Annotated in this window: 19 protein-coding genes; 11 read left to right on the top strand and 8 right to left on the bottom strand. The window is 68.1% G+C overall.

Annotated elements, in window-relative coordinates; translation table 11 throughout:
- The coding region (locus ACZ67T_RS41175) for a transposase (RefSeq protein WP_469991531.1) at window positions 1-344 on the bottom strand (344 nt) is incomplete at its 3' end.
- 103 nt (window positions 345-447) lie between these two features.
- On the opposite strand from ACZ67T_RS41175, the gene ACZ67T_RS41170 reads away from it, so the two are divergent.
- Both ACZ67T_RS41170 and ACZ67T_RS41165 read left to right on the top strand, forming a co-directional pair.
- Window positions 448-666, top strand: coding sequence for a hypothetical protein (locus ACZ67T_RS41170; protein ID WP_469991529.1), 219 nt, complete (start codon window positions 448-450; stop codon window positions 664-666).
- Window positions 667-2,257: 1,591 nt separating this feature from the next.
- Window positions 2,258-2,527 (top strand): hypothetical protein, encoded by a 270-nt coding sequence (locus tag ACZ67T_RS41165; protein ID WP_469991527.1) that lies wholly within the window; start codon window positions 2,258-2,260, stop codon window positions 2,525-2,527.
- Window positions 2,528-3,160: 633 nt separating this feature from the next.
- Here ACZ67T_RS41165 and ACZ67T_RS41160 read toward each other — a convergent pair.
- Both ACZ67T_RS41160 and ACZ67T_RS41155 read right to left on the bottom strand, forming a co-directional pair.
- Complete coding sequence (locus tag ACZ67T_RS41160; protein WP_469991525.1) at window positions 3,161-3,838, bottom strand: response regulator transcription factor; 678 nt, start codon at window positions 3,836-3,838, stop codon at window positions 3,161-3,163.
- Window positions 3,835-5,088, bottom strand: a complete 1,254-nt coding sequence (locus ACZ67T_RS41155) for a sensor histidine kinase (RefSeq protein ID WP_469991523.1) — start codon at window positions 5,086-5,088, stop codon at window positions 3,835-3,837. The genes ACZ67T_RS41160 and ACZ67T_RS41155 overlap by 4 nt, the downstream gene beginning before the upstream one ends.
- Before the next feature lie 138 nt (window positions 5,089-5,226).
- On the opposite strand from ACZ67T_RS41155, the gene ACZ67T_RS41150 reads away from it, so the two are divergent.
- The 4 genes from ACZ67T_RS41150 to ACZ67T_RS41135 all read left to right on the top strand — a co-directional run bounded on the left by ACZ67T_RS41150 (window position 5,227) and on the right by ACZ67T_RS41135 (window position 10,254).
- Window positions 5,227-6,174, top strand: coding sequence for an ABC transporter ATP-binding protein (locus ACZ67T_RS41150; RefSeq protein ID WP_469991521.1), 948 nt, complete (start codon window positions 5,227-5,229; stop codon window positions 6,172-6,174).
- 50 nt (window positions 6,175-6,224) lie between these two features.
- A complete protein-coding gene (locus tag ACZ67T_RS41145) occupies window positions 6,225-7,730 on the top strand; it encodes a DUF1349 domain-containing protein (RefSeq protein ID WP_469991519.1) in 1,506 nt (501 codons plus the stop codon).
- The gene (locus tag ACZ67T_RS41140) at window positions 7,727-8,563 is read left to right on the top strand and encodes an ABC transporter permease (RefSeq protein ID WP_469991517.1); all 837 of its coding nucleotides are present in this window, start codon (window positions 7,727-7,729) and stop codon (window positions 8,561-8,563) included. The genes ACZ67T_RS41145 and ACZ67T_RS41140 overlap by 4 nt, the downstream gene beginning before the upstream one ends.
- 470 nt (window positions 8,564-9,033) lie before the next feature.
- Window positions 9,034-10,254: a metallophosphoesterase gene (locus ACZ67T_RS41135; protein WP_469991515.1), complete on the top strand. Its 1,221-nt coding sequence runs from the start codon at window positions 9,034-9,036 to the stop codon at window positions 10,252-10,254.
- Between the two features lie 247 nt (window positions 10,255-10,501).
- On the opposite strand, the gene ACZ67T_RS41130 is transcribed toward ACZ67T_RS41135, so the two are convergent.
- On the bottom strand, window positions 10,502-12,556 hold the full coding sequence (locus tag ACZ67T_RS41130) for a TerD family protein (protein WP_469991513.1): 2,055 nt from the start codon (window positions 12,554-12,556) through the stop codon (window positions 10,502-10,504).
- A 514-nt stretch (window positions 12,557-13,070) separates the two neighbouring features.
- A complete protein-coding gene (locus ACZ67T_RS41125) occupies window positions 13,071-13,565 on the bottom strand; it encodes a P-loop nucleotide/nucleoside kinase family protein (RefSeq protein ID WP_469991511.1) in 495 nt (164 codons plus the stop codon).
- Between the two features lie 373 nt (window positions 13,566-13,938).
- Here ACZ67T_RS41125 and ACZ67T_RS41120 point away from each other — a divergent pair, with 373 nt between their 5' ends.
- Entirely contained in the window at window positions 13,939-14,544 is a 606-nt protein-coding gene (locus ACZ67T_RS41120) for a hypothetical protein (RefSeq protein WP_469991509.1), read from the top strand.
- A 464-nt stretch (window positions 14,545-15,008) separates the two neighbouring features.
- On the opposite strand, the gene ACZ67T_RS41115 is transcribed toward ACZ67T_RS41120, so the two are convergent.
- Window positions 15,009-16,112, bottom strand: coding sequence for a hypothetical protein (locus ACZ67T_RS41115; protein WP_469991507.1), 1,104 nt, complete (start codon window positions 16,110-16,112; stop codon window positions 15,009-15,011).
- Window positions 16,113-16,835: 723 nt separating this feature from the next.
- Between ACZ67T_RS41115 and ACZ67T_RS41110 the strand changes: the two genes are divergently transcribed.
- Window positions 16,836-17,216, top strand: a complete 381-nt coding sequence (locus ACZ67T_RS41110; protein ID WP_469991505.1) for a helix-turn-helix domain-containing protein — start codon at window positions 16,836-16,838, stop codon at window positions 17,214-17,216.
- A gap of 136 nt (window positions 17,217-17,352) precedes the next feature.
- Window positions 17,353-17,613 carry a hypothetical protein gene (locus ACZ67T_RS41105; RefSeq protein WP_469991503.1) on the top strand — a complete coding sequence of 87 codons (261 nt, stop codon included), beginning with the start codon at window positions 17,353-17,355 and terminating at the stop codon, window positions 17,611-17,613.
- Window positions 17,614-17,704: 91 nt separating this feature from the next.
- On the opposite strand, the gene ACZ67T_RS41100 is transcribed toward ACZ67T_RS41105, so the two are convergent.
- Together ACZ67T_RS41100 and ACZ67T_RS41095 are read right to left on the bottom strand one after the other, a co-directional pair.
- Entirely contained in the window at window positions 17,705-18,019 is a 315-nt protein-coding gene (locus ACZ67T_RS41100; RefSeq protein WP_469991501.1) for a hypothetical protein, read from the bottom strand.
- A 395-nt stretch (window positions 18,020-18,414) separates the two neighbouring features.
- Complete coding sequence (locus tag ACZ67T_RS41095; protein ID WP_469991499.1) at window positions 18,415-18,738, bottom strand: hypothetical protein; 324 nt, start codon at window positions 18,736-18,738, stop codon at window positions 18,415-18,417.
- 284 nt (window positions 18,739-19,022) lie between these two features.
- On the opposite strand from ACZ67T_RS41095, the gene ACZ67T_RS41090 reads away from it, so the two are divergent.
- Entirely contained in the window at window positions 19,023-19,229 is a 207-nt protein-coding gene (locus tag ACZ67T_RS41090; RefSeq protein ID WP_469991497.1) for a hypothetical protein, read from the top strand.
- A gap of 30 nt (window positions 19,230-19,259) precedes the next feature.
- Window positions 19,260-19,472 carry a hypothetical protein gene (locus ACZ67T_RS41085; protein ID WP_469991495.1) on the top strand — a complete coding sequence of 71 codons (213 nt, stop codon included), beginning with the start codon at window positions 19,260-19,262 and terminating at the stop codon, window positions 19,470-19,472.
- Window positions 19,473-19,526: the final 54 nt, after the last annotated feature.

Here is a 19,526-nt window from a genome sequence, read left to right as displayed (position 1 = left end):
TGAGGGGCGACCGCCACCGACATCTTCCCGTCCTTGGGGAACGACACATCATCGACCGCCCAGGCATCCGGGCCGATCTGCGGCACCATCCGCTCCGCGATCCTGCGCCGCACCGGCACCGGATCCCAGGTCGACTGGTTCACGAACTGCTGCAGGTTCTGCTCGTTGCCGTCCGGCAGCCGCTCCGCCATCGCCTGAATGGACTTGCGACGACCGTCCAGCATCAGTCCCCGCAGATAGCAGTCGCCCTTCGCCCGCTGGTCCTTGCGCGGCACCGACGCGAACACATCAGCCACGAATAACCCCAACTTCACCCGAGCACGGTTCACTTCGTGTGTGTCCACACACTCAACATGCTCCCGAAAAGGACCGAGAGGAAGACCTAACGGAGTCCTACTAGACGGATACAAACAACGGCGGCTTGCCGCCTAGCTTCCTGGAGCGCCCATGCCTGTCGACCCCACAGACCCCGACACCTTCGAAGACGAGACCGACATCGGTGAGTTCGACATCGAGGCACCTGAAGCCGAGGCGGCCGAACGACATGCGGACCTAACGCCGCACAGAGATATGGCCCTCATCGGGGCAGACCCCGCCGCCTCCAATGAGGCCGACCTGGCGGAGCAGGCACGCGTAGTCGAGTTGGACGAGGACGAATATCGCTGACCGGGCATCCCCGCGAAGCGCAGCGCTTTCACGCTTCACCAGACGTGATCGCTGTCCCATGTCATGCAGGGAGCCGGGTGTCGGCTTTTCAAGTCTGACGGTCGCCCCTTACGTGTTGCTGCATCCCCCGAACGCCTTGCGCTGCACCTGCCGGTGCGGGGTCCCCTGACCAGACGCAGGCCCCGCACCACGTCCTCGCATAACGCTCCTGACGGCCTCTTGGGCGCTGCAACGGCCCCCTATGAACTCGCGCCCCACCCTGGCCCAGGTAGAGCCGCTCCACGCCCGCAGAGCAGGACCATGTGCGCCAGCCACGGCCGTGTCCGAGCAGAGCGCCGAGCAGTGCATGCGCACCGCGAGCTTCTCCGCGGCCACCGACCGACCCCCTTGCCGGAGGCCCTCGAGCGAGCCGCCGGCATCATCGCCTGCCGCGACGAGGACCAGGTCCAGCACGACTACGCAAACTGACTCCCGCCTGTCACAGGCCCTCGCTACGCTCCCTGCGTGAGCAGCCCACTCACCGAAGCCACCAGCGACTGATTCCCGTCGCCAACCGCTCCGTCCAGGAGCGCAGCCCGGGACTGAGGCCATCCGTCGGACGGAGAGGTCTATGGTCCCCGCGCGCCGCGCGCTTCACCGGGCCCCTGACCGAGCTGGTGCCCCGGCACTAACCGAGCTGGTGCCCCGGCACTAGAAGGGGGCCTGGATTCGGGTCTGGACCTCGGTGTCGCCAGCTGGCTGGACCGCCGCGGCGCAGTCGGCACGCCGACCTGACACCGAACGGAGCCCTCCAACGCGACAAGTACGCCGCACGGTCCTAGCGTCGACGCAGGACGTCAGTACGCGGCGTACCTACTGGCCCCGCGCTCCCCACGCCAACCATGCGCGGGGCCACCGATCTCCTGGGGCCCGTACCCGAGTACGGGCCCCAGGGCAGTTGTCGCAGAGCGTCCACAACGCGATGGGGTGTCCGTCGCCGAGCACGACCCAGCTCAGATACTGCGACGCGAGATCGACGCCAAGCGGCGCATCCTGCATCTGTACCCGGACACTATGAGGCCCGTGCAGCCCTGCGAGCACGGATGCACGAACTCCTCGGCTCCGACCGTGACGAGTTCAGCCGGCCGCACCGAGAGAAGAGTCAGCTCATCGAGAACACGGACCGGCCTGGCGACTGCGAGAACCGGCGGCCGAAACCACACGCGATCAAGCCTCCGAGCAACCTTGACGGGGCTTCATCTTGGCCTGTGAGCGCCAGGCTGTCACGCCCAATGCCTTTCGCTCCCTTACAGGACCGTCCTTCGCTATCCAGCCCTGAACAGGGCAATCATCAACCCTATGAAACCTGCAGCCGAAACCACGCTCAGAGCGACGTAAATGATCCTGGACCACCGCTCAGGAGTCACTGAGCCCCCTGCCTCTGGACAAACGATCCCGGTAACTCTAGGGCCGCGAGACGCCGTCACCGCCGGCATTGCTGACCTTCGCGCCAGGCCCAACATGGGCCGGTGAGGCGCTCTTCACCTGCCTGCAGCTACACACCGGTGCGTAATCTCCTGGGCCATCGCGGAAGCGTCTTAAGATCCCGCCCGTGGCACACACCTTCGATGAACTGGTCGAGAGACAGCAGGCGGCGAACGCTGCGCACCGCGAGGTCCTGCGCCTGCGTGACGAGTACGGCCCGCCAACCGCGGCGGGCTGGGCAGAAACGCAGACGTCGACATATGAGACGGCGTGGCGCGCCTGGCGCGACCTGGCCCGGGACACGCAGGCAGCGGTCACGGAGTACGCGAAGGAGCAGGGCGTTCCTCGGCACGAAGCCGAGCAGGACGTCAAGACAAGGGCTCGGAGCGGCACCTGAGTTGACGGCAGCTACGCGTGCTGTCCGGCCACGCCTTCAGCTCGGCCTACGAGTCGCCCGCGGCTTGCTCGGTCAGCGTGATACGGGCGCCGGGCATGGCCCCGTTTTCGCTGAGCTGACGGTCCCGACGCAGGCCTGTGACGACCTGAACGAAGAATATCCCCGAGCCAAAGCCCCAGGTCACGGAGAGTGGGTCCTGAGGCCTCCACGGGGCCCCGCAGTCACGGGGTGGTTGACGCCCAGTCAGAGGCAGGCACGCCCCAACGCGCAACGGCTGGTTTTCCGCTGCAGCCGGGTACTGGGGTTCCCGCGCAGTTGTTGGGTGTGTTGTTGCGGATGGTGGCGCTGAGCAAGGGGGTGACGGTGCCTGCGTTGTTGTAGATGCCCCCTCCGTCGCCCAGGGCAGTGTTGCCTTGGACGGTGCTGAGCCGGAGGTATGGCGCCATGCCGCCGGCAGCCCTGCGCCTCCACGATCACGTGATCATCCGTGGGTGGTGCGTTGATCACTTGAGGGTGCCAACGTTTGTGAGAGTAACCGCGTGTGTCAGTCTCCGAAGCCGGCTGCGCAGATGACTGGAGTCGGGTGCGGTGAGCACCACTTCCGCTCGCGGGCCGCCGGCCAACGTCGGCTGCTCAGTCGGGTGGGACGGCTGGGTCGATGATCCGATACCCCACGCCGGGCGTGGTGGCGATGACCGGAGGGTCGCCGAGTTTGCGGCGCAGGCGGCTGATGGTCACCGTGACGGTGTTGGTGAACGGGTCGGCGTGCTCGTCCCAGACCTGTTCGAGGAGGTTCTCCGTACTCAGGAAGGCGGGGCTCGCGTTCAGGAGGGCTTCGAGTACCGCGAATTCCTTGACGGAGAGGTCGAGTTGGTCGCCGTCGCGGCTGGCGGTGCGGCGCATCGGATCGAGTTCGATGCCCGCCGCGCTCAGGGTGCGGGACCGGGCGGCGGGGCGACGGCGCGCCAGGGCGCGGATGCGCAGGACGAGTTCGGGAAAGTGGAAGGGCTTGGCGAGGTAGTCGTCGGCGCCCAGGGTCAGGCCGCTGACGCGGTCGCTGGGTGAGTCGGCGGCGGTCAGCATCAGGACCATCACGCGGTCGTCCCGCTCAGTGATCATCTGGCAGAGGGTATCGCCGTGGATGCCTGGCAGGTCGCGGTCGAGCACTACGACGTCGTACGCGTTGATGTCGAGCTTGGCCGCGGCGTCGAGCCCGTCGTGGGCCACGTCTACGGCCATGCCCTGATCGCGCAGTCCCTCGGCGATGACTTCGGCGAGGGGGCGGGCGTCCTCGACCACCAGGACTCTCAACGCGCCACGCCCGTCTCTGTATCGGGGGCTTTCGCCGTCACCCTGCCGTCTGTACGGGGGAGGGTGACGGTGACGCGCAGGCCGCCGTCGGGACGGGCGCGCAGTTCCAGGGTGCCTTGGTGGGCCTGGGTGATGGCCGCGACGATGGAGAGGCCGAGGCCGCTGCCCTGGCCGGTGCCGGTCCGGTCGGCGCCAAGGCGACGGAAGGGCTGGGCGAGGTCCGCCACCCGCCGCTGGTCAAGGACCGGTCCGCTGGACTCGACGACGAGGAACACTGCGTCTGCGTCGTCTCCTTCGGCCCGTACCGTGACACTGATCCACCCGCCGGGGGCGTTGTGCGTGATCGCGTTGTCGACCACGTTGTCCACCGCGCGACGCAGCAGCGTCTGGCTGCCCCACACCCACGCAAAGTCGTCGATCCGGTCTTCACACACGGTCAGGCCCTTGGCCGCGATGTCCTTTGCCCGTCCCGTCAGGGCGGTCAGCGCGAGGTGGCCGAGCGGGAGGTGTGCCGAGTCGGTGAACTCGCCGTGCTGGGTGCGAGCCAGGATGAGGAAACTCTCCAGCAGCCGGTCCACCTGGTCGAGTTCGGTACGCATCCGGACGGCCAGCGTGGCCGTGGTCTCGGGTACCGGACCCGGTTTGGCGAGGGCCACGTCCAGACAGGCCCGCATCGTGGTGAGCGGGGTGCGCAGCTCGTGGGAGGCGTTGGCCACGAAGAGGCGCTGGGCGTCGAAGGAGCCCTCCAGGCGGCCGAGGAGACCGTCGATGGTGTCGGCGAGGTCCTTCACCTCGTCGCCGGGGCCGCCGATGGCCAGACGTTCGTGCAGGCTGTCGGCGGTGATCCGGCGGGTGGCCGCTGTCATCACGCGCAGCGGGCGCAGCACCCGGCCGGCGACGAACCAGCCGAGGCCGACCGAGATCACCGCCATGACGCCGAGGGCGATGGCGGAGCCGATCAGGACCTGCCGGGACTGGGTGTCGTGCGCCTGGGTCAGCTGCTGCTCCAGCTCATCGATGCGGCCCTGGGCCTGAGCCGCCGTGGCGGGCTGAACGGTGCCGCCATCGGGGGCGGTCTGGCTGGAGCGCGATCCGCCGGATGCCACCACGGCCGCGATGGCCAGCAGCGCCGTTCCCGATAGCAGGAACAAAGTCACGTACAAGACGGTGAAGCGGGTGCGGGCAGTGCCACGGCGCAGGCCGAGCTGGGCCGTCAGGCCCGCGAGCCGTCCAGGCGGCCCCCATTTCATCCGCATGCTCCCCTCTCACCACCGCACCAGGGACACGTACCAGGTCACGTACCAAGCCAGGTTAAGCCGTGGCGCCTAACAGCGAGATGACAGTGGCCGTTCGGCCCCTGTAACTCGCTCCGTCACAGGGTGGGGCCCATGAGCGATGCGAGTACGAAGGCGACGATCGAGGTCATCGGATTGCGAAAACGCTTCGGGCCACAACTGGCCCTGGACGGGATGACGTTCACCGTGCGGCCCGGACGGGTGACCGGCTTCGTCGGCCCGAACGGCGCGGGCAAGTCCACAACCATGCGTGTGATCCTGGGCCTTGACGCAGCTGAGGAGGGAAAGGCCCTGGTCGGCGGGGTGCCGTACCGCACCCTGCGTCGCCCGCTTCGGCATCTGGGGGCACTGCTCGACGCCGCCGCGCTGCAGCCGAGCCGCACTGCCCGTAACCACCTGCTGTGGCTGGCCCACTCACAGGGCGTGCCGCCCCGGCGGGTGGACGACGTCATCGACCAGGTCGGCCTGGGCACGGCGGCCCGGCGCAAGGCCGGCGGCTTCTCGCTGGGCATGCGCCAGCGCCTGGGGATCGCGGCGGCGCTGCTCGGTGACCCGCCGGTGATAATGCTGGACGAGCCGTTCAACGGCCTCGACCCCGACGGCATCGTGTGGATGCGCGGCTTCCTGTCGTCGCTGGCCCGGCAGGGCCGCGCCGTCCTGGTCTCCAGTCACCTGATGAGCGAACTCGAAGACACCGCGGACCATCTCGTGGTGATCGGTCGCGGCCGGGTCGTGGCGGACACCAGCGTGTCCGAGCTGCTCGCCGAGGCGTCCGGCGGCCGGGTCACTCTGCGCACCTCCGCACCTGGGCGCGCCGCCCAGGTCCTGCACGATGCGGGCGCCACCGTTCTCGCCACCGGCACCGACACCCTCGGCGTCACGGGCCTGCCCGACGAGGAGATCGTGGCCCTGCTTGCCCGGAACGGGGTGCCGTTCTCCCAAGTGTCCGCGCACCGGGCGACGCTCGAAGAGGCGTACATGGAGCTCACCCGGGACGCGGTGGAGTACCGGGGCATCCCTGCGGGGGAGGCCACGCGATGACAGCCACCCTCACCCCTTGCCCCCCGGCCACCAGGCGCGCTGAACGGAGCGTGTTCCTCAGGACGCTGCATGCCGAGTGGACGAAGTTCCGTACGGTACGCGGCTGGGTCTTCGCCATGGCGGGGGCGCTCCTGGTGACGATCGTGGTCGGCCTGCTCGGCACGGCCGCCCCCGCCCCCGGCGGTCGCGGCGCCGACTCCGCCTCGTATCCGAAGGGCCCCGGCGGCGAGGCCGTCAATGACAGCTTCTACTTCGTCCACAGGACACTCACCGGCGACGGCACCCTCACCGTCCCCCTGCGCTCCCTGACCGGGGTGGCCGACAACGGGACCGGCAAGACGGCCCAGGGAGTTCAGCCCTGGGCGAAGGCAGGGATCATCGTGAAGGAAAGCCTCACCCAGGGATCCCCTTACGCGGCGGTCATGGCCACCGGCGCTCACGGCGTGCGCATGCAGTACGACTACACGCACGACACGGCGGGCCCTTCCGGCAAGGTCACCCAGGAGTCCCCGCGCTGGCTGCGCCTGGTCCGCTCCGGTGACAGTCTCACCGGTTACGCCTCCACCGACGCCTCCCACTGGGCCAAGGTCGGCCATGCAAAGCTGCCTGGGCTTGCGCACACCGTGCAGGCCGGACTCTTCGCCACGTCACCGGAGGCGAAACAGGACACCGCGGCGGGCACAGGCTTCAGCCCCGCCGTGGCCACCGGCACCTTCGGCCGTCCCGGCCTCACCGGCGGCTGGTCCCAGAGCGCGTGGAGCGGCACACAGGTGGGCGGCGACGCGGGCACCTCCGGCAGCTACACGAACACCACCAAGGGCGGCTTCACGCACACCGGCGGCGGGTTCACCGTGACCGGGGCCGGTGACATCGCACCGGTCGTCGGCGGGCCCGTCATGGGCGTCGGCTTCTCCGTCGAGAACTTCCTCGTCGGCACCTTCGCCGGTCTGATCGTGGTGATCGCCGTGGGCACGGTGTTCATCACCGGCGAGTATCGGCATGGTCTGCTGCGTACGACCATGGCGGCAACTCCCCTGCGGGGCCGGGTGCTTGGTGCCAAGGCGCTGGTGGCCGGCGGCGCCGCGTTCGCCATAGGCCTGGTGGCCGCCGCGATCACCGTTCCCATCGGGGAACGCAGCGCCCGTGGCAGGGGCTTCCATGTCTTCCCCGTCGCGTCGGCTACCGAACTGCGCGTCATGGTCGGCACCGGCCTGCTCTGCGCAGCCGCCGCCGTGCTCGCTCTCGGCGTCGGTGCCCTGCTGCGGCGCAGCGGCACGGCGGTCGCCCTGGTCATCGCGTCCATCGTGCTGCCCTTCCTGCTCGCCACGTCCGGCGTACTGCCCCCGGGCGTCTCAAAGTGGCTGCTGCGGGTGACCCCGGCTGCGGGCTTCGCCATCCAGCAGACCCTGCCGCAGTACACGCAGGTGCTCAGCGTGTACGAGCCGTCGACCGGCTACTACCCGCTGGCGCCCTGGGCCGGCCTCGCCGTGCTGTGCGCATACGCCGCACTCGCCTTCGGTCTGGCCATGGTGCGGCTGCGCGGGAGGGACGTATGAGTCTCCTGAGCGGTACACGACTCACGAGCACGGCGGACGGCGCGGGGCGAGGGGACTTCGGCCGCGCCCTGCGCGCGGAGTGGACGAAGCTGCGCACCGCAGGGGAAATGGGCAGGTTGCTCCTGCTCACCGTCGCGCTGACCGTGGCCGTCGGCTGCGGCACCGCCAAAGCCGTGAAGTGCCCGGACGCGGGATGTGGCCAGGACGCCGTCAAGCTCGCCCTGACCGGCGTCACCGTCGGGCAGGCAGTCATCGCCGTCTTCGCGGTGCTGGCCATCAGCGGCGAATACGGCACCGGGATGATCCGCACCACGCTCATGGCAGTGCCGAACCGGATCACCGTCCTTACCGCCAAGGCGACGATCCTCACCACGGTCGTCCTCGCCTCCGGGACGGCTGCCGTCCTGGCCTCGCTCCTTGCCGGCCGCTACATCCTGCCCGGCAACGGATTCACCGAGGAGCACGACTATGCCCCGCTTTCCCTGGCCGACGGCCCGACCCTGCGGGCGGCCGTGGGCTCGGTCCTCTACCTCGTCCTGATCGCCCTGATCGGCCTCGGCGTGGCGACGGCGGTACGGGACGCGGCGAGCGCCATCGGGATCGTGCTCGGGCTCCTCTACCTCTTCCCGGTCGTCACCCAGGTGGTCAACGACCCGGAGTGGCAGCGCCACCTCCAGCAGATCTCGCCCATGACCGCCGGGCTCGCGATCCAAGCCACCGTGCATCTGCACGAGCTGCCCATCGGCCCATGGGCCGGCCTGGCCGTGCTCACCACGTGGGCCGCGGCCGCGCTGCTGGTCGGCAGCCTGCTGCTGCACAGGCGCGACGCATAGCCGAATCGAGCCGTCCGCGAGCACGGTGGCTTCGGGCCCCTCCCCGGCGCGGCGCCTCACCCGGTCAACGACTCGGCGAGCAGGGGGTGGGTGGCGGCCATCTGTCCGACGAGGACGCCGACCCAGCGGGATTGCAGGGGTCGTCGGTGGTCGTTGAGGAGCAGAGGCTCGTTGTCGAGGCGGCCGAGGTGGTGCCAGATCGTGGCGTGGTGACGGGACCTGTCCTGCGAGACCCCGGCCCGTGCCGTCGCCGACTACCTGGCCATCGAGACTGTGCATTGCGCATCTCACCCGGTGCACGGCCAACGACTCCTGATCGATCCGGTCCAGGCCGGTCACCTCGCCGCGCACCTTGCCGATGGAATGAGCTTCAATGCTCGGCAAGACCGCCCCCAGGACGACCGGATACAGTGCGCGTTTCGACAGTCTGGTTATTTGAGACGTTGTCTGGTTGCTTGAGAAGGGGAAGCGTGACCGACACCAGCGAAGCCCGATCCGCGGACGGTGTGGCGCATCCGCCACAGCAGAGCCGACTGCGCCGTCTGATGCGCTACGTCCCTTTGATCGCCCCCATCCTGCTGTGGGCCGTCCCTTGCTGGGTGCTGCTTCACGCCGGCCAACACTGGCCGCTCCCCGTGGCGCTGGGCGGCACCACCCTGTTCGTCCTCGGGCTGATCGCTATGCCACTCACGATGATGCGCGGCCACGGCCGACGGCAGCAGGACTGGGCAGCGATCATAGGAGACACCCTCCTCGGGGCCAGCTGGGTCCTGTTCACCTGGTCCGTCCTGCTCGGCGTCCTGCTACGCCTCGCCCTGACCGTGGCCGGCGTAGGCGACGGTCAGAACCGGGCCCGGATCGTCACTTGGACCGTCCTCGGCGTAGCCGCCGTACTGCTCGCCTGGGGATACGCCGAGGCTCGCCGGGTGCCACGCGTACGCCAACTCGACGTACAACTCCCACGCCTGGGCGCCGGACTCGACGGCACCCGCGTCGCCCTCATCACCGACACCCACTACGGCCCGCTCAACCGCGCCCGCTGGTCGGCACGGGTATGCGAGACGGTGAACACCCTGGAGGCCGATCTGGTCTGCCACACCGGGGACATCGCGGACGGCACGGCCGAACGCCGCCGCGCCCAAGCCGCTCCACTCGGAACCGTGCGAGCCACCCAGGCCCAGGTCTACGTCACTGGAAACCACGAGTACTACAGCGAGGCCCAGGGCTGGGTCGACCTGATGGACGAGCTGGGCTGGGAGCCTCTGCGCAACCGCCATCTGCTGCTCGAACGCGGCGGCGACACCCTCGTCGTCGCCGGCGTGGACGACGTCACCGCAGAGTCCTCCGGCCTGGCAGGCCACCGCGCCCACCTCGCCGGAGCCCTGAACGGCGCCGACCCCGACCTGCCCGTCCTACTCCTGGCCCACCAGCCAAAGTTCGTCGACCAGGCCGCAGCAGGCGGCGTCGACCTCCAACTCTCCGGCCACACCCACGGCGGCCAGATCTGGCCCTTCCACCACCTCGTCCGCATAGACCAGCCCGCCCTCGCCGGCCTCAGCCACCACGGCCCCCGCACCCTCCTCTACACCAGCCGCGGCACCGGCTTCTGGGGCCCGCCGTTCCGCATCTTCGCCCCCAGCGAGATCACCCTGCTCGTACTCCGCTCCCCGCAGCGGACCTCCACGCCATAACCCGGAGCGGGTCGACAATCCCGCATGGACCGTTTCACCGAGTCGAAGCCTGCGTCGTCCCCACATACGCGGACACCGCCGGTCGGCCCTGAGGCCAGCGCTCGTAGAGGCGTTTCTGCATCGCTCCGACGACCGGGCGCTCACGTCCGCGGATCACGCCAGTACAGGCTTCCACTGCCCTTCTCGGCTTGGCTAGCCGGGCCGAGCATGGGTTCGGCACCCATGGTTGAGCCCCTGGCCGACGGGACTATGCCCCGGCAGACGGCTTTGCCGGCGGCCGCCTCCTGGTTGTCATGCGGTGGATGTGGGCCATTACTCCGGTGTGGAACTTGTGGACTGCTTCGTCAACGCTCCGGATGAATCCGGATTCTGTGTTTCCCCGTTGAGTGCCCATGCCCTTGTAGAGGGACAGCCGGAACCCGGTGATCTTCGCCCCGCCCTTGGGGAGCAGGTCGCCGGGCTCGGGGCGCAGCCGTTCCAGTGTTCCCCGGGGTCCTGCGGAGTCGTCATCGACCAAAGTCTCGATGTGCAGGTCTGCCGGCGCCTCAGCCAGTTCGCGGACGATTCGCTTGGCCCAGGAGAGGGGGTAGCCCTGTTCCGGGGGCGGGATGTCGATGGACGTGCGGATCTTGCTCGTGCGCAGGTCGGCGGTGACGGCCAGCACTCCTGGTGTCTGTTCGATGCGCAGCTCGGCCTGGAGCTTGCCGTTGTGGCACAACTCGTCGGCCATGCGGGTGCGTCGGGCTACCGCGTCCGTGCCGCGGCGGGCGCGCTGCACAGGAAGGACCTTGCGCCCCAGTTCACCGCCCAGGCCCAGTGAGACCTGGCGAACCAGACGCTCCCAGCTCTCGACGGCCTCGAGGGCCCGCGGGTCGCCGGGGCCGAGCGTTTCGTCCTGGATCCCGTTGCGTACGGGCACCCACGCGGGTCCCATGTTGTGGAATCCGTGGCAGCCCGAGTTCTCGTGGAGCAGGTAGTGCAGCAGCTCCTCCAGGAGCCAGGCGTGTGTGGGGTTCCCGACGCCCTCGTGCCGGATCAGCATCTGCGCCTGGTGGGTCACCTCGGCCCAGGACAAGTGCCACAGGCTCACCTTGTTCTTGCGCCGCCTGTCGATCTTCACTTCGACCAGCGGGCTGCCTTCCAGCGCCACGTCGTTGGAGAGGGTGATGACCGCCTCGTAGCCCCGTCTGGCGGCGATGTCCGAGTAGTCCTGCACCTGCTCGGCCTTGAGCGGATTCCCGTTCGTCTTGGTCTCGACGAGTGCGGTCCACAGCTTGCCCGCTCGCTCCACCCGGATGACACCGTCGGGGCGTCGGGGCGATTCTCCGTGGGGCAGTGACACCTCGGTAAAGGTCTCCATACGCCCGGCGGGGGCGCCGAACCCGGCGGTGAGCCGACGGCCGAGCTCCGGTACCTGCGCCATCACGGCCAACAGGACCGACGTGGCGCGAGCCTCCCGGTCCCGGTCGCTCTTCAATGCGGACACGGGGAAGAGGCGCGCGCCCCTCCAGGACTCGTTCTCCGCGAGGGACTTCTGCGGCGTCCTGGAAACAGTGACTTTCTTCTTCGACGTGCGAGGACGCGCCGGCTTCCTGGCGGGCGCCGATGTCTCGGCCTCCTGTCGTGGGCCGGGGACTGTCACCGCGGTGGTGGTGGCCGGTGCTGAATCCGGCGCCGGCTCCGTCTGGAGACTGTCGGGGACCGGGAGGTCTTGGGAGCCTTCCTCCACCTGTGCGGTGCTCGCCGACTCGGCGTCGTCATCGATGTCTACGCCGTGATCTCCTGCCAGGGCCGCGAAGCCTGCCTCGTAGCCCTGTCCTACGGCCCGGAACTTCCATTCCGCCCCGCGCCGGTACAGCTCCCCGAAGATCAACGCGCTTACGTCTCCGGCTTCTTCGATCGCGAATCGCAGCAGCGGCTCCCCTGAGCCGTCGCTCAACCTCAGTTGGAGGTCTTCGAGTTCGTCGAATCGGGCCGACTCGTACCGGCTAGCCGCGATGAGGACGGTGGCGACATCGCAGGGGATCGCCGTCAGGTCGAAGCTGATCCGGTCCTCACTGCCTTCTCCCACGGGCGTTTTGCCCAGCAGTTGCACGCTCCCGTCCGGTGCGCAGGCGTTGTTGTAGAAGTAGAAGTCGGCGTCGCTGCGGACCTTGCCGTTCTCATCCAGCAGGAGTACGGAGACATCGGCGTCGCCCTCACCCGTGGGACTCACCCACGCCAGGCTGACCACCACCGAATCGACGTCGCCGCCGTTCAAGCCCCCCAGCCCGACGTTGCCGCCCTTGACCATCTCGTACATGCGGCCTCCCAACCGATCACCCAGGTACGAGGAACCCCCCTCGCTCACCCCCGTCGACACATGTGTGCATTTGGTGAGCCTGGCGTGAAGAAAATGAGCCTACCGGGTAGCAGAGGAGGCTGGCCTTCACATCGCCAAAGCTGGTCGCATGCCTGGAGTCGGCCCAGCGCAGGGGTACGGCTGGCGAGACTCACCTACCCGAACCGCCGACAGCCCCGCACCGCCAGCCCTCATCTCTTCGTCTTCCAGACCACGGGCTGCGGCGTGGAGCCGGTGGGCCACATAGAGATCAATGCCCTGATCGGCATCTCCACCAGTCGACTCCGCGAGGACCGTCTCCTCCACCACGCCGAGACCAGCGGATTCCTAGGTTCGGTGGCATGAGTCGGGCACCCGACGTGCTCGCGGCCCACGGTCAAGGACCGCGCCTGCGGCGAACAGGATTTCACTCAGGCGTCCGGGTCACATCGTTCCAGCCAGTCTTCTGCGCCGGCGACTCGGGTTTCGCCTGTGATCAATTCGAGTCTGCGGACGGCGCAGGATCGCGGTCAAAGGCTGAGAGCTCTTGAGGTGTTGGCCTTTGAAAGACTTTGAACTGTTCTTCGAGCTTGGCAAGTGGGATGCGGTAAGTGCCCGCCGAGACCTGCATGTTGCGGATCTCCAAGCGCTCGCGCAGCACCGCGAGTGGTGGATCGAGGAGTCGCAGGACGACCTTGGCCCCACGGTCCTGGGCATGGGTCCGATAGTGATCGCGCTCGTCCCGTCCCAGCAGCCCCCAGTCGATGACGACATCGATGCCTTGGTCGAGGACTTGCAGGGCAAGGTCGAATTGAAGGTTCTCGACGCGGTCACGGACGGCTGCGGGGGCGAAGGCCGGCAAGTCTGGATAGAGCCGCCGCATCCACTCGTCACCGGTCAGCCGAAGTGCGCCGCGCTCTTGCTCCAGCTTCCGAGCCAACGTGGTCTTCCCGGAACCCGCAACACCGCACGTGAGAAACAAGGTGGCCATGGCCGGTCACCCTACGAGTGCTGCCGATCGTTGCGCGACCGGTCGGGCGTAGGGTCGGTGGGTTTCTCATGTCGTCCCGCTCGGCCGCGCGAACCGGGTGGTTGCGGTGATGGACAGCGGGGCACGGGGCAGCGCCGATGCCGTGGCGGCAGCGAAGCGGTCTGGCTCACCGAGAGGCCCACCTGGATCATATGAGGCTCGCGAACGGGTGTGGTTGTCGGTGCCGTCGGCCTTCGCGCGGAAATGCGGCAGGGCCTGGTCTATGTCTGAGGGTCCATGGGCCGACGCGGGCACGGCGTCCCCCCTGTCTATCGGGGGTAGCCGTAAGGGCATCCGTCGGCCGCCGAGGCCCTACCGGAAAAGGAGCACGCCCATGCGCCTGTATGCCCAGACCACGGCACGTCGGAGCCGCCAGGTCCTCGCAGACCTCATCGCGGTGGCCCTGATCTGTGTTGCGGTGAAGCTGGCCTTGGCCGTGCACGACACGATCAGTCGACTGGCCGATCCGGGCCGCAAGGCGGAGAGCGCCGGCAATAGCCTCGCTGACGGACTCGTCGACGCGGGCGACGCCGCCTCGAAGGTGCCGCTCGTCGGTGGTCAGTTGAAGAAGCCGCTCAGGTCCGCCGCCGAGGCAGGCACCGGGCTGGCCGACGCAGGCCGTTCGCTTCAGGACACGGTGGGCCATGTGGCGACGCTGGCCACGGTCGCCCTGATCGTCATCCCGGTCGTGTTCGTGCTGCTGCTGTGGCTGCCTCCGCGCCTGCGCTGGATCCGCCGAAGCGCCGCCACCAGTCGCCTCGCCGCGAAACCGGGCGGCGCCGACCTCATGGCGCTGCGCGTCCTCGTCGGCTCACAGCGCGAACTCGCAGCACTGCCCACGCCACCCGGCGGCCTCGCAGAGGCCTGGCGGCGCGGCGACGAACAGGTCATCGCCGACCTGGCGGCGATCGGCCTGCGGCAAGCAGGTCTACGCCCCTGACGGATGAGCAGCGGGCGGGACCCGCGTAGGCCACTCGCAGAGGACGGGTCTACGGCACGGTGCTGGTCGATGTCGAGACCCCCCGCCTGTCGATGGGATGGATCTGCTGCCTGATAGTGAGGCGTCCAGCCTGGCTGCATGGTTAGCGAAACGACCCGGGGTTGAGGTCGTCTGCTGGGGCCGCGCGCCGTTCTTTGTCACCAGGGCCGCACCCGGCCTTCCGGCCCCACCACGACCGGGTCGCCGCGGGAACGAACCTGTTCCTCCTCCCGCACCGCGCGCAGGTCAAGATGGCTCTGCGGCAACAGGCGAAGCAGTTACCGCTCGGCCGTATCAGGGTGTTCTTCCAGTTCAGTGTGGGTCCGCGTGCCCGCATCGCTGCACGACAGCATGGTGGTCATCGTGCCGATTGTGCCTGCGGCAGCTGCGGGCGTGCTGTTCTGCGCGCTGAGCAGCACGGGCGATCACTGAGGGAGCGCGTCGACAGGCCGGGTCGTGAAGTACCAGGAGCCGCTGCCCTCGTCCTCTTGGACGATCAGGAAGCCAGGTCGAGGCAGACGCAGCGCCTCGCGTCCGTCGCCCCCGCCGGACACGCGATCGTCCAGATCGTCACCGGGGGTGTCCTTGGGCCATGAGGGTGGGCGGCAATCGCAGTCGGGCCAGGACCGCAGGCACTGGCACATGTAGCGGACCCGCCAATAGTGGTCGGTCTGGAACTGGACGGTGAGCAATGCCGGGCCGCCGTTGTAGTGGAGCACCTCGTCACCGTGGCCGCGGTGTTCGGGTGCGAACTCGGTCGCGGCCGAGAGCGGGACGATGCGGGTCGACCAACGGTGGCCTTCGTCGCTGTTGTTGGTGGTCACACGCAGGTGGGTGGCTTCCGCGGGCAGGTAGAAGCGGCCGCGGTATTCACCAATGACGATGATCTCTTCATCGTGGATGTTCGTCCGATCTTCGGTGCGCGTCACGGGCTGGAGCCGGAAGTTGCCCTCGCCGGTGACATCGACCTCCACCAGGGCGGCGCGACCGGGCTCGGGGCGATCGATGAGCACTTCCGTCTTGCCGTCGCCGAATCCAGTAGACACGTGGCGTTCATCGCTGCCGCCGAATGGCCGCGGTCGGCTGGGCCCGGCGGCCGGCGGGAGGGCATCGATCGGGACAGGTCGCCCATTGAGCCGGGCGTCGAGACGGATCATGGCGGCGCGGCCGTCGTGCAGGGCGGTCAGCGCCTCGGGGTCCGTACGCGCCGCACTGGCCCAGTCGTACGCCGCCAACGCCGCCCGGTACTCCTTCAGGACAGCTGGGGTGGTGTCGGGGCCGTTGACATCGAGCTCCAGGGCCGCCACCTCCTCCCCGAAGGCGGTCACCGACTCCTGTATCGCTGCGGCCAGTTCCACCTCAGGCGGTTCCGCCGCCGTCGGTCTTGCCGCAGACAGTTCCACCGCGGACCGTTCCGCTGCGACGGCTCGGCGGCGGCGCAGCATCGGGTAGAGCCCGCCCACCCCCAGGCCGAGCAGGAAAGTCACCACATAGCCGATCACGCCCGGTATTTTCGCACGGGCGTCCACTGCTCAACTCCCTTTTCCGTCAAGCTAATCGGCAGTGCGGTGAGGCGATCCGGTCACGGCATCAGAGGAGTCGCGGCGAGCTGCGGATCAGAGGGGCCGCGGAATCCCGTGGACTTCGGGCGCATCGGTGTGGCGCTGCGGCTTCGCGTCAGATCGGCATGGAGGAGGCGCAGACGTCACTCAGTGGGAGGTCTGCGAACTGCTCTCGGGGGGGGCGCGCGAGCTGCGCAGGTCGAGGCATGCTGCCGCTCATGCGGAATGGCGGTGCGAAGTGCAGCACGGCATCGACCGTCTACGTGAGCGTGCCGGCCGACCGGCATGACGGTGGAAGGGGATCCCGTGACGGTTCGCGGGGCTCAACCCCTGATCTGTTGCTCCGAGTTGTGCACGGCGACTTCGTCCCCTCTCGGCGACGACGTTTGTCCTTGTGCTGGGACTCGGGCTGGTCCCGGCGAAGATCGACGAGCTGAGGGCGATATTGAAGCGTCTGGCGGAGCGGGGATGGGCGGGGAGGGGCTGCTTCGGGGCGTCGGACGTGATGCGGCCGGCAGCGAAACGAGGGGGCCGGCGTGACGGGTCAGGCCGGGAAGCGTTGAACCCAGTGGTCGTGGTGCCGCCGGACGGAGTGTCCAATGACATTGGACACCTGTCCCTGTAGCACCTGATGGCAAGCCGTTCAAGAGTGTTTGCTCAACCGCCTTGCTAGCAGGAAGAATCGATGTCGTGGCCAACGCACTGCAGGAATTGGTGAAGAGCCGGCTGGAGCAGCAGGGCTGGTCCTACGGTGACGTGGCCCGGCGCGGCGGTATCCCGCGATCCACCGTTCACCACCTGGCGACCGTCACGCACGTGGCCCGTATGCCGCAGCAAGCCACCCTCGAAGGCCTGGCCCGGGGACTGGAACTGCCCCTGGACTCGGTGCGCAGGGCCGCAGCCGAAGCCTGCGGTATCCACCTCTACTTCGAGGATCCTGCCGACACCGCGTCCGACCCGGAGGTCGCGACCCTCATCGCCAGTGTCCAGCGCCTGTCCGATGCCGATCGCCGCCACGTCACCGCGCTCGTCGAGTCCCTCCTGCGCAGTACTTCCGGCGGCCCTCGCTAGGAACTTCCCTGCACAGGCGTCCATTGCATGGCGAAGCGTCAGATCGCCGTAAAAATCGTTCCATTGCGGCTATCCTCTCGTCGCACGGGCCGCGTTGAACCGCCCGAATCCTCCGGGGAGAGAGAGGGGGGTCTACGTGCTTGTCGTCCGTGGTGGGTCCGCGACCGCCGTCGTGCGGGGCAGGACGGGGGAACCGGTGGTCCTGCTGTCCGGTGAGCTCCCTGAGGCCCTCACCCCCGCAGCCCTCGACGGGCTGCTGAATCTGGCCGCGGCAGTGCTGGACGCGGAGGAGCTGCGGCTGTTCCGGAGCTGTCTGTCCGCGCTGCACTGCGGCGAGAAACTCGACGAGCGGCGTATCGAGGTGGGGGGCGCCGTCCTGACCGTCTATCGGAGTTGATTCCGGAACGGCCGCGGGGCTCCCGGGAGTTGCTCCCGGGAGCCCCGCGTTGGGTGCGCCCCATTATCGGGTTCTGCCCGATCAGACCGGCTTAGAAGTCGCGGTCACAGTTCCTGTAGTCGTTGTAGTCGCTGTAGGCACGGTAGTTGATGTGGTGGTAGCGCCTCCAGTCGTTGCGGTAGCCGCAGTTGTCGTCCCAACGGTTCCAGTAGTGCCCGCGGTGGTGGCGGTTGTACCGGTAGTCCCCGCACCAGCCGTTGTTGTGGTGGGCTGAGTTGTGCAGGAGCCGGTGGGCCTGGGCCGGGGCGGCCGTTGCGGTGGAGGCCATGGCCGAGCCCGTCAGGGGGATGGCGACCGCTGCGATGGTCAGGGCGGCCGTCGCAGTGGCGCGAGCCAGTTTTCTCACCGTGTTTCTCCTTGTTTCGATGAATTGCCGGATGGCGTGCCAGACATTACTCGGCGACGGCCCGCATTCATTCATCCAACCGGCTATGGGCGACTTACCGGAGCACAATCGACGTAGGGTTCCGATGCGCCTCAAACCTGCTCTGAGCTTTGCTTATCGAGTGTCTCCGGCCTCGCTTGCGCGGTGATTGGAAGCACTCGTCAGGGTGAAGCAACTCCCGTGTGTCGTAGCCGTGTTGCGCGCCACGATGGGATATCAAAAATAATTTTGGATCGCCCCGGGTAATGCGTTGAAGAATTCTCCGCCGTTTTTACAGGAGGGGAGTTCTGCCTTGCGGAAACGGGAATCTGCCGCAGGGTATTCGCCCCGTGTTGTGCGCAGTCGGTTCGGCGCGGTCAGCTTCGGTAGACGGTGAGGACGGCTCCGCTCACCTCGATGCGGCGTTCGTCGAGTTTCTCGCCGCAGTGGAGTGCGGACAGGCAGCTGCGGAACAGCCGCAGCTCCTCCGCGTCCAGCACTGCGGCGGCCAGGTTCAGCAGCCCGTCGAGGGCTGCGGGGGTGAGGGCCTCAGGGAGTTCGCCGGAGAGCAGGACCACCGGTTCCCCCGTCCTGCCCCGTACGACGGCGGTCGCGGACACTCCTTGGACGACAAGCACGTGCACCCCTCTCGCGGAGGTTTCGGGCGGTTCACCCGTCTTGAGGGTCGTGAGGATAGCCATGGTGCAGCGGGGCAACATGGGGCGAATGACCCAGAGTTGAGCCATTCGGGTGAGCGCGCGACGCGTGTCAGACGGGGTTCGTATCCGGTCATTTGCCCTCTCGCCTGCTGTTTCCCTCAGTGGGCGATGTGTCCGGTGGGGGGCGATGTGCGTGAAGTGGTTGTCCGAGGTTCTTGAACGGTCTACTGTCCAATCTCGTCAGACAGATCGTCCGGCATGGATGGACGTCCGAGACCGTATGTGACCCTCCATGCCCATTCAGTAAAGGAACCACCATGCTCGGCATGCGTGAGCTGGACGCCGAATCCGCAGAGCTGCTGCCCGGCCGTGAGGCCCTGGGCCGGCTGAAGTTCAACTTCGTCAAGACGACGAACGTGACGCGGCACGTCGCCTACGTCCAGGCCCAGAACAACTCGTACGCGCTGAACGCCTGCTCCCCCGAGGCCATCGCCCAGTCCGCGGGCACCCAGACCATCAACGTCCACCAGTAACCCACCCTTTATCCCGAAAGAGGTTTCACCATGAACAACGAACAGCTCAACGAAGAGTCCGCGGAACTGCTGCCCGGCCGTGAGGCCCTGGGCCGGCTGAAGTTCAGCTTCGTCAAGACGACCAACGTGACGCGGCACGTCGCCTACGTCGACGCCCACAACAACTCGCTGGCGACGAACTTCAACTCCCCCGAGGCCATCGCCGCCTCCGAGGCCAACCAGACCATCAACATCAGCCAGTAGCGGCACCCGACGCGTGCGGACCGTGTTCGTGGCGACGCGGTCCGCACCCGGGGG

It is taken from the genome of Streptomyces sp. NPDC107517, from assembly GCF_055582645.1.
Note: the sequence above shows the minus strand (reverse complement) of the source record. Positions and strands in the feature narration are given on the sequence as shown.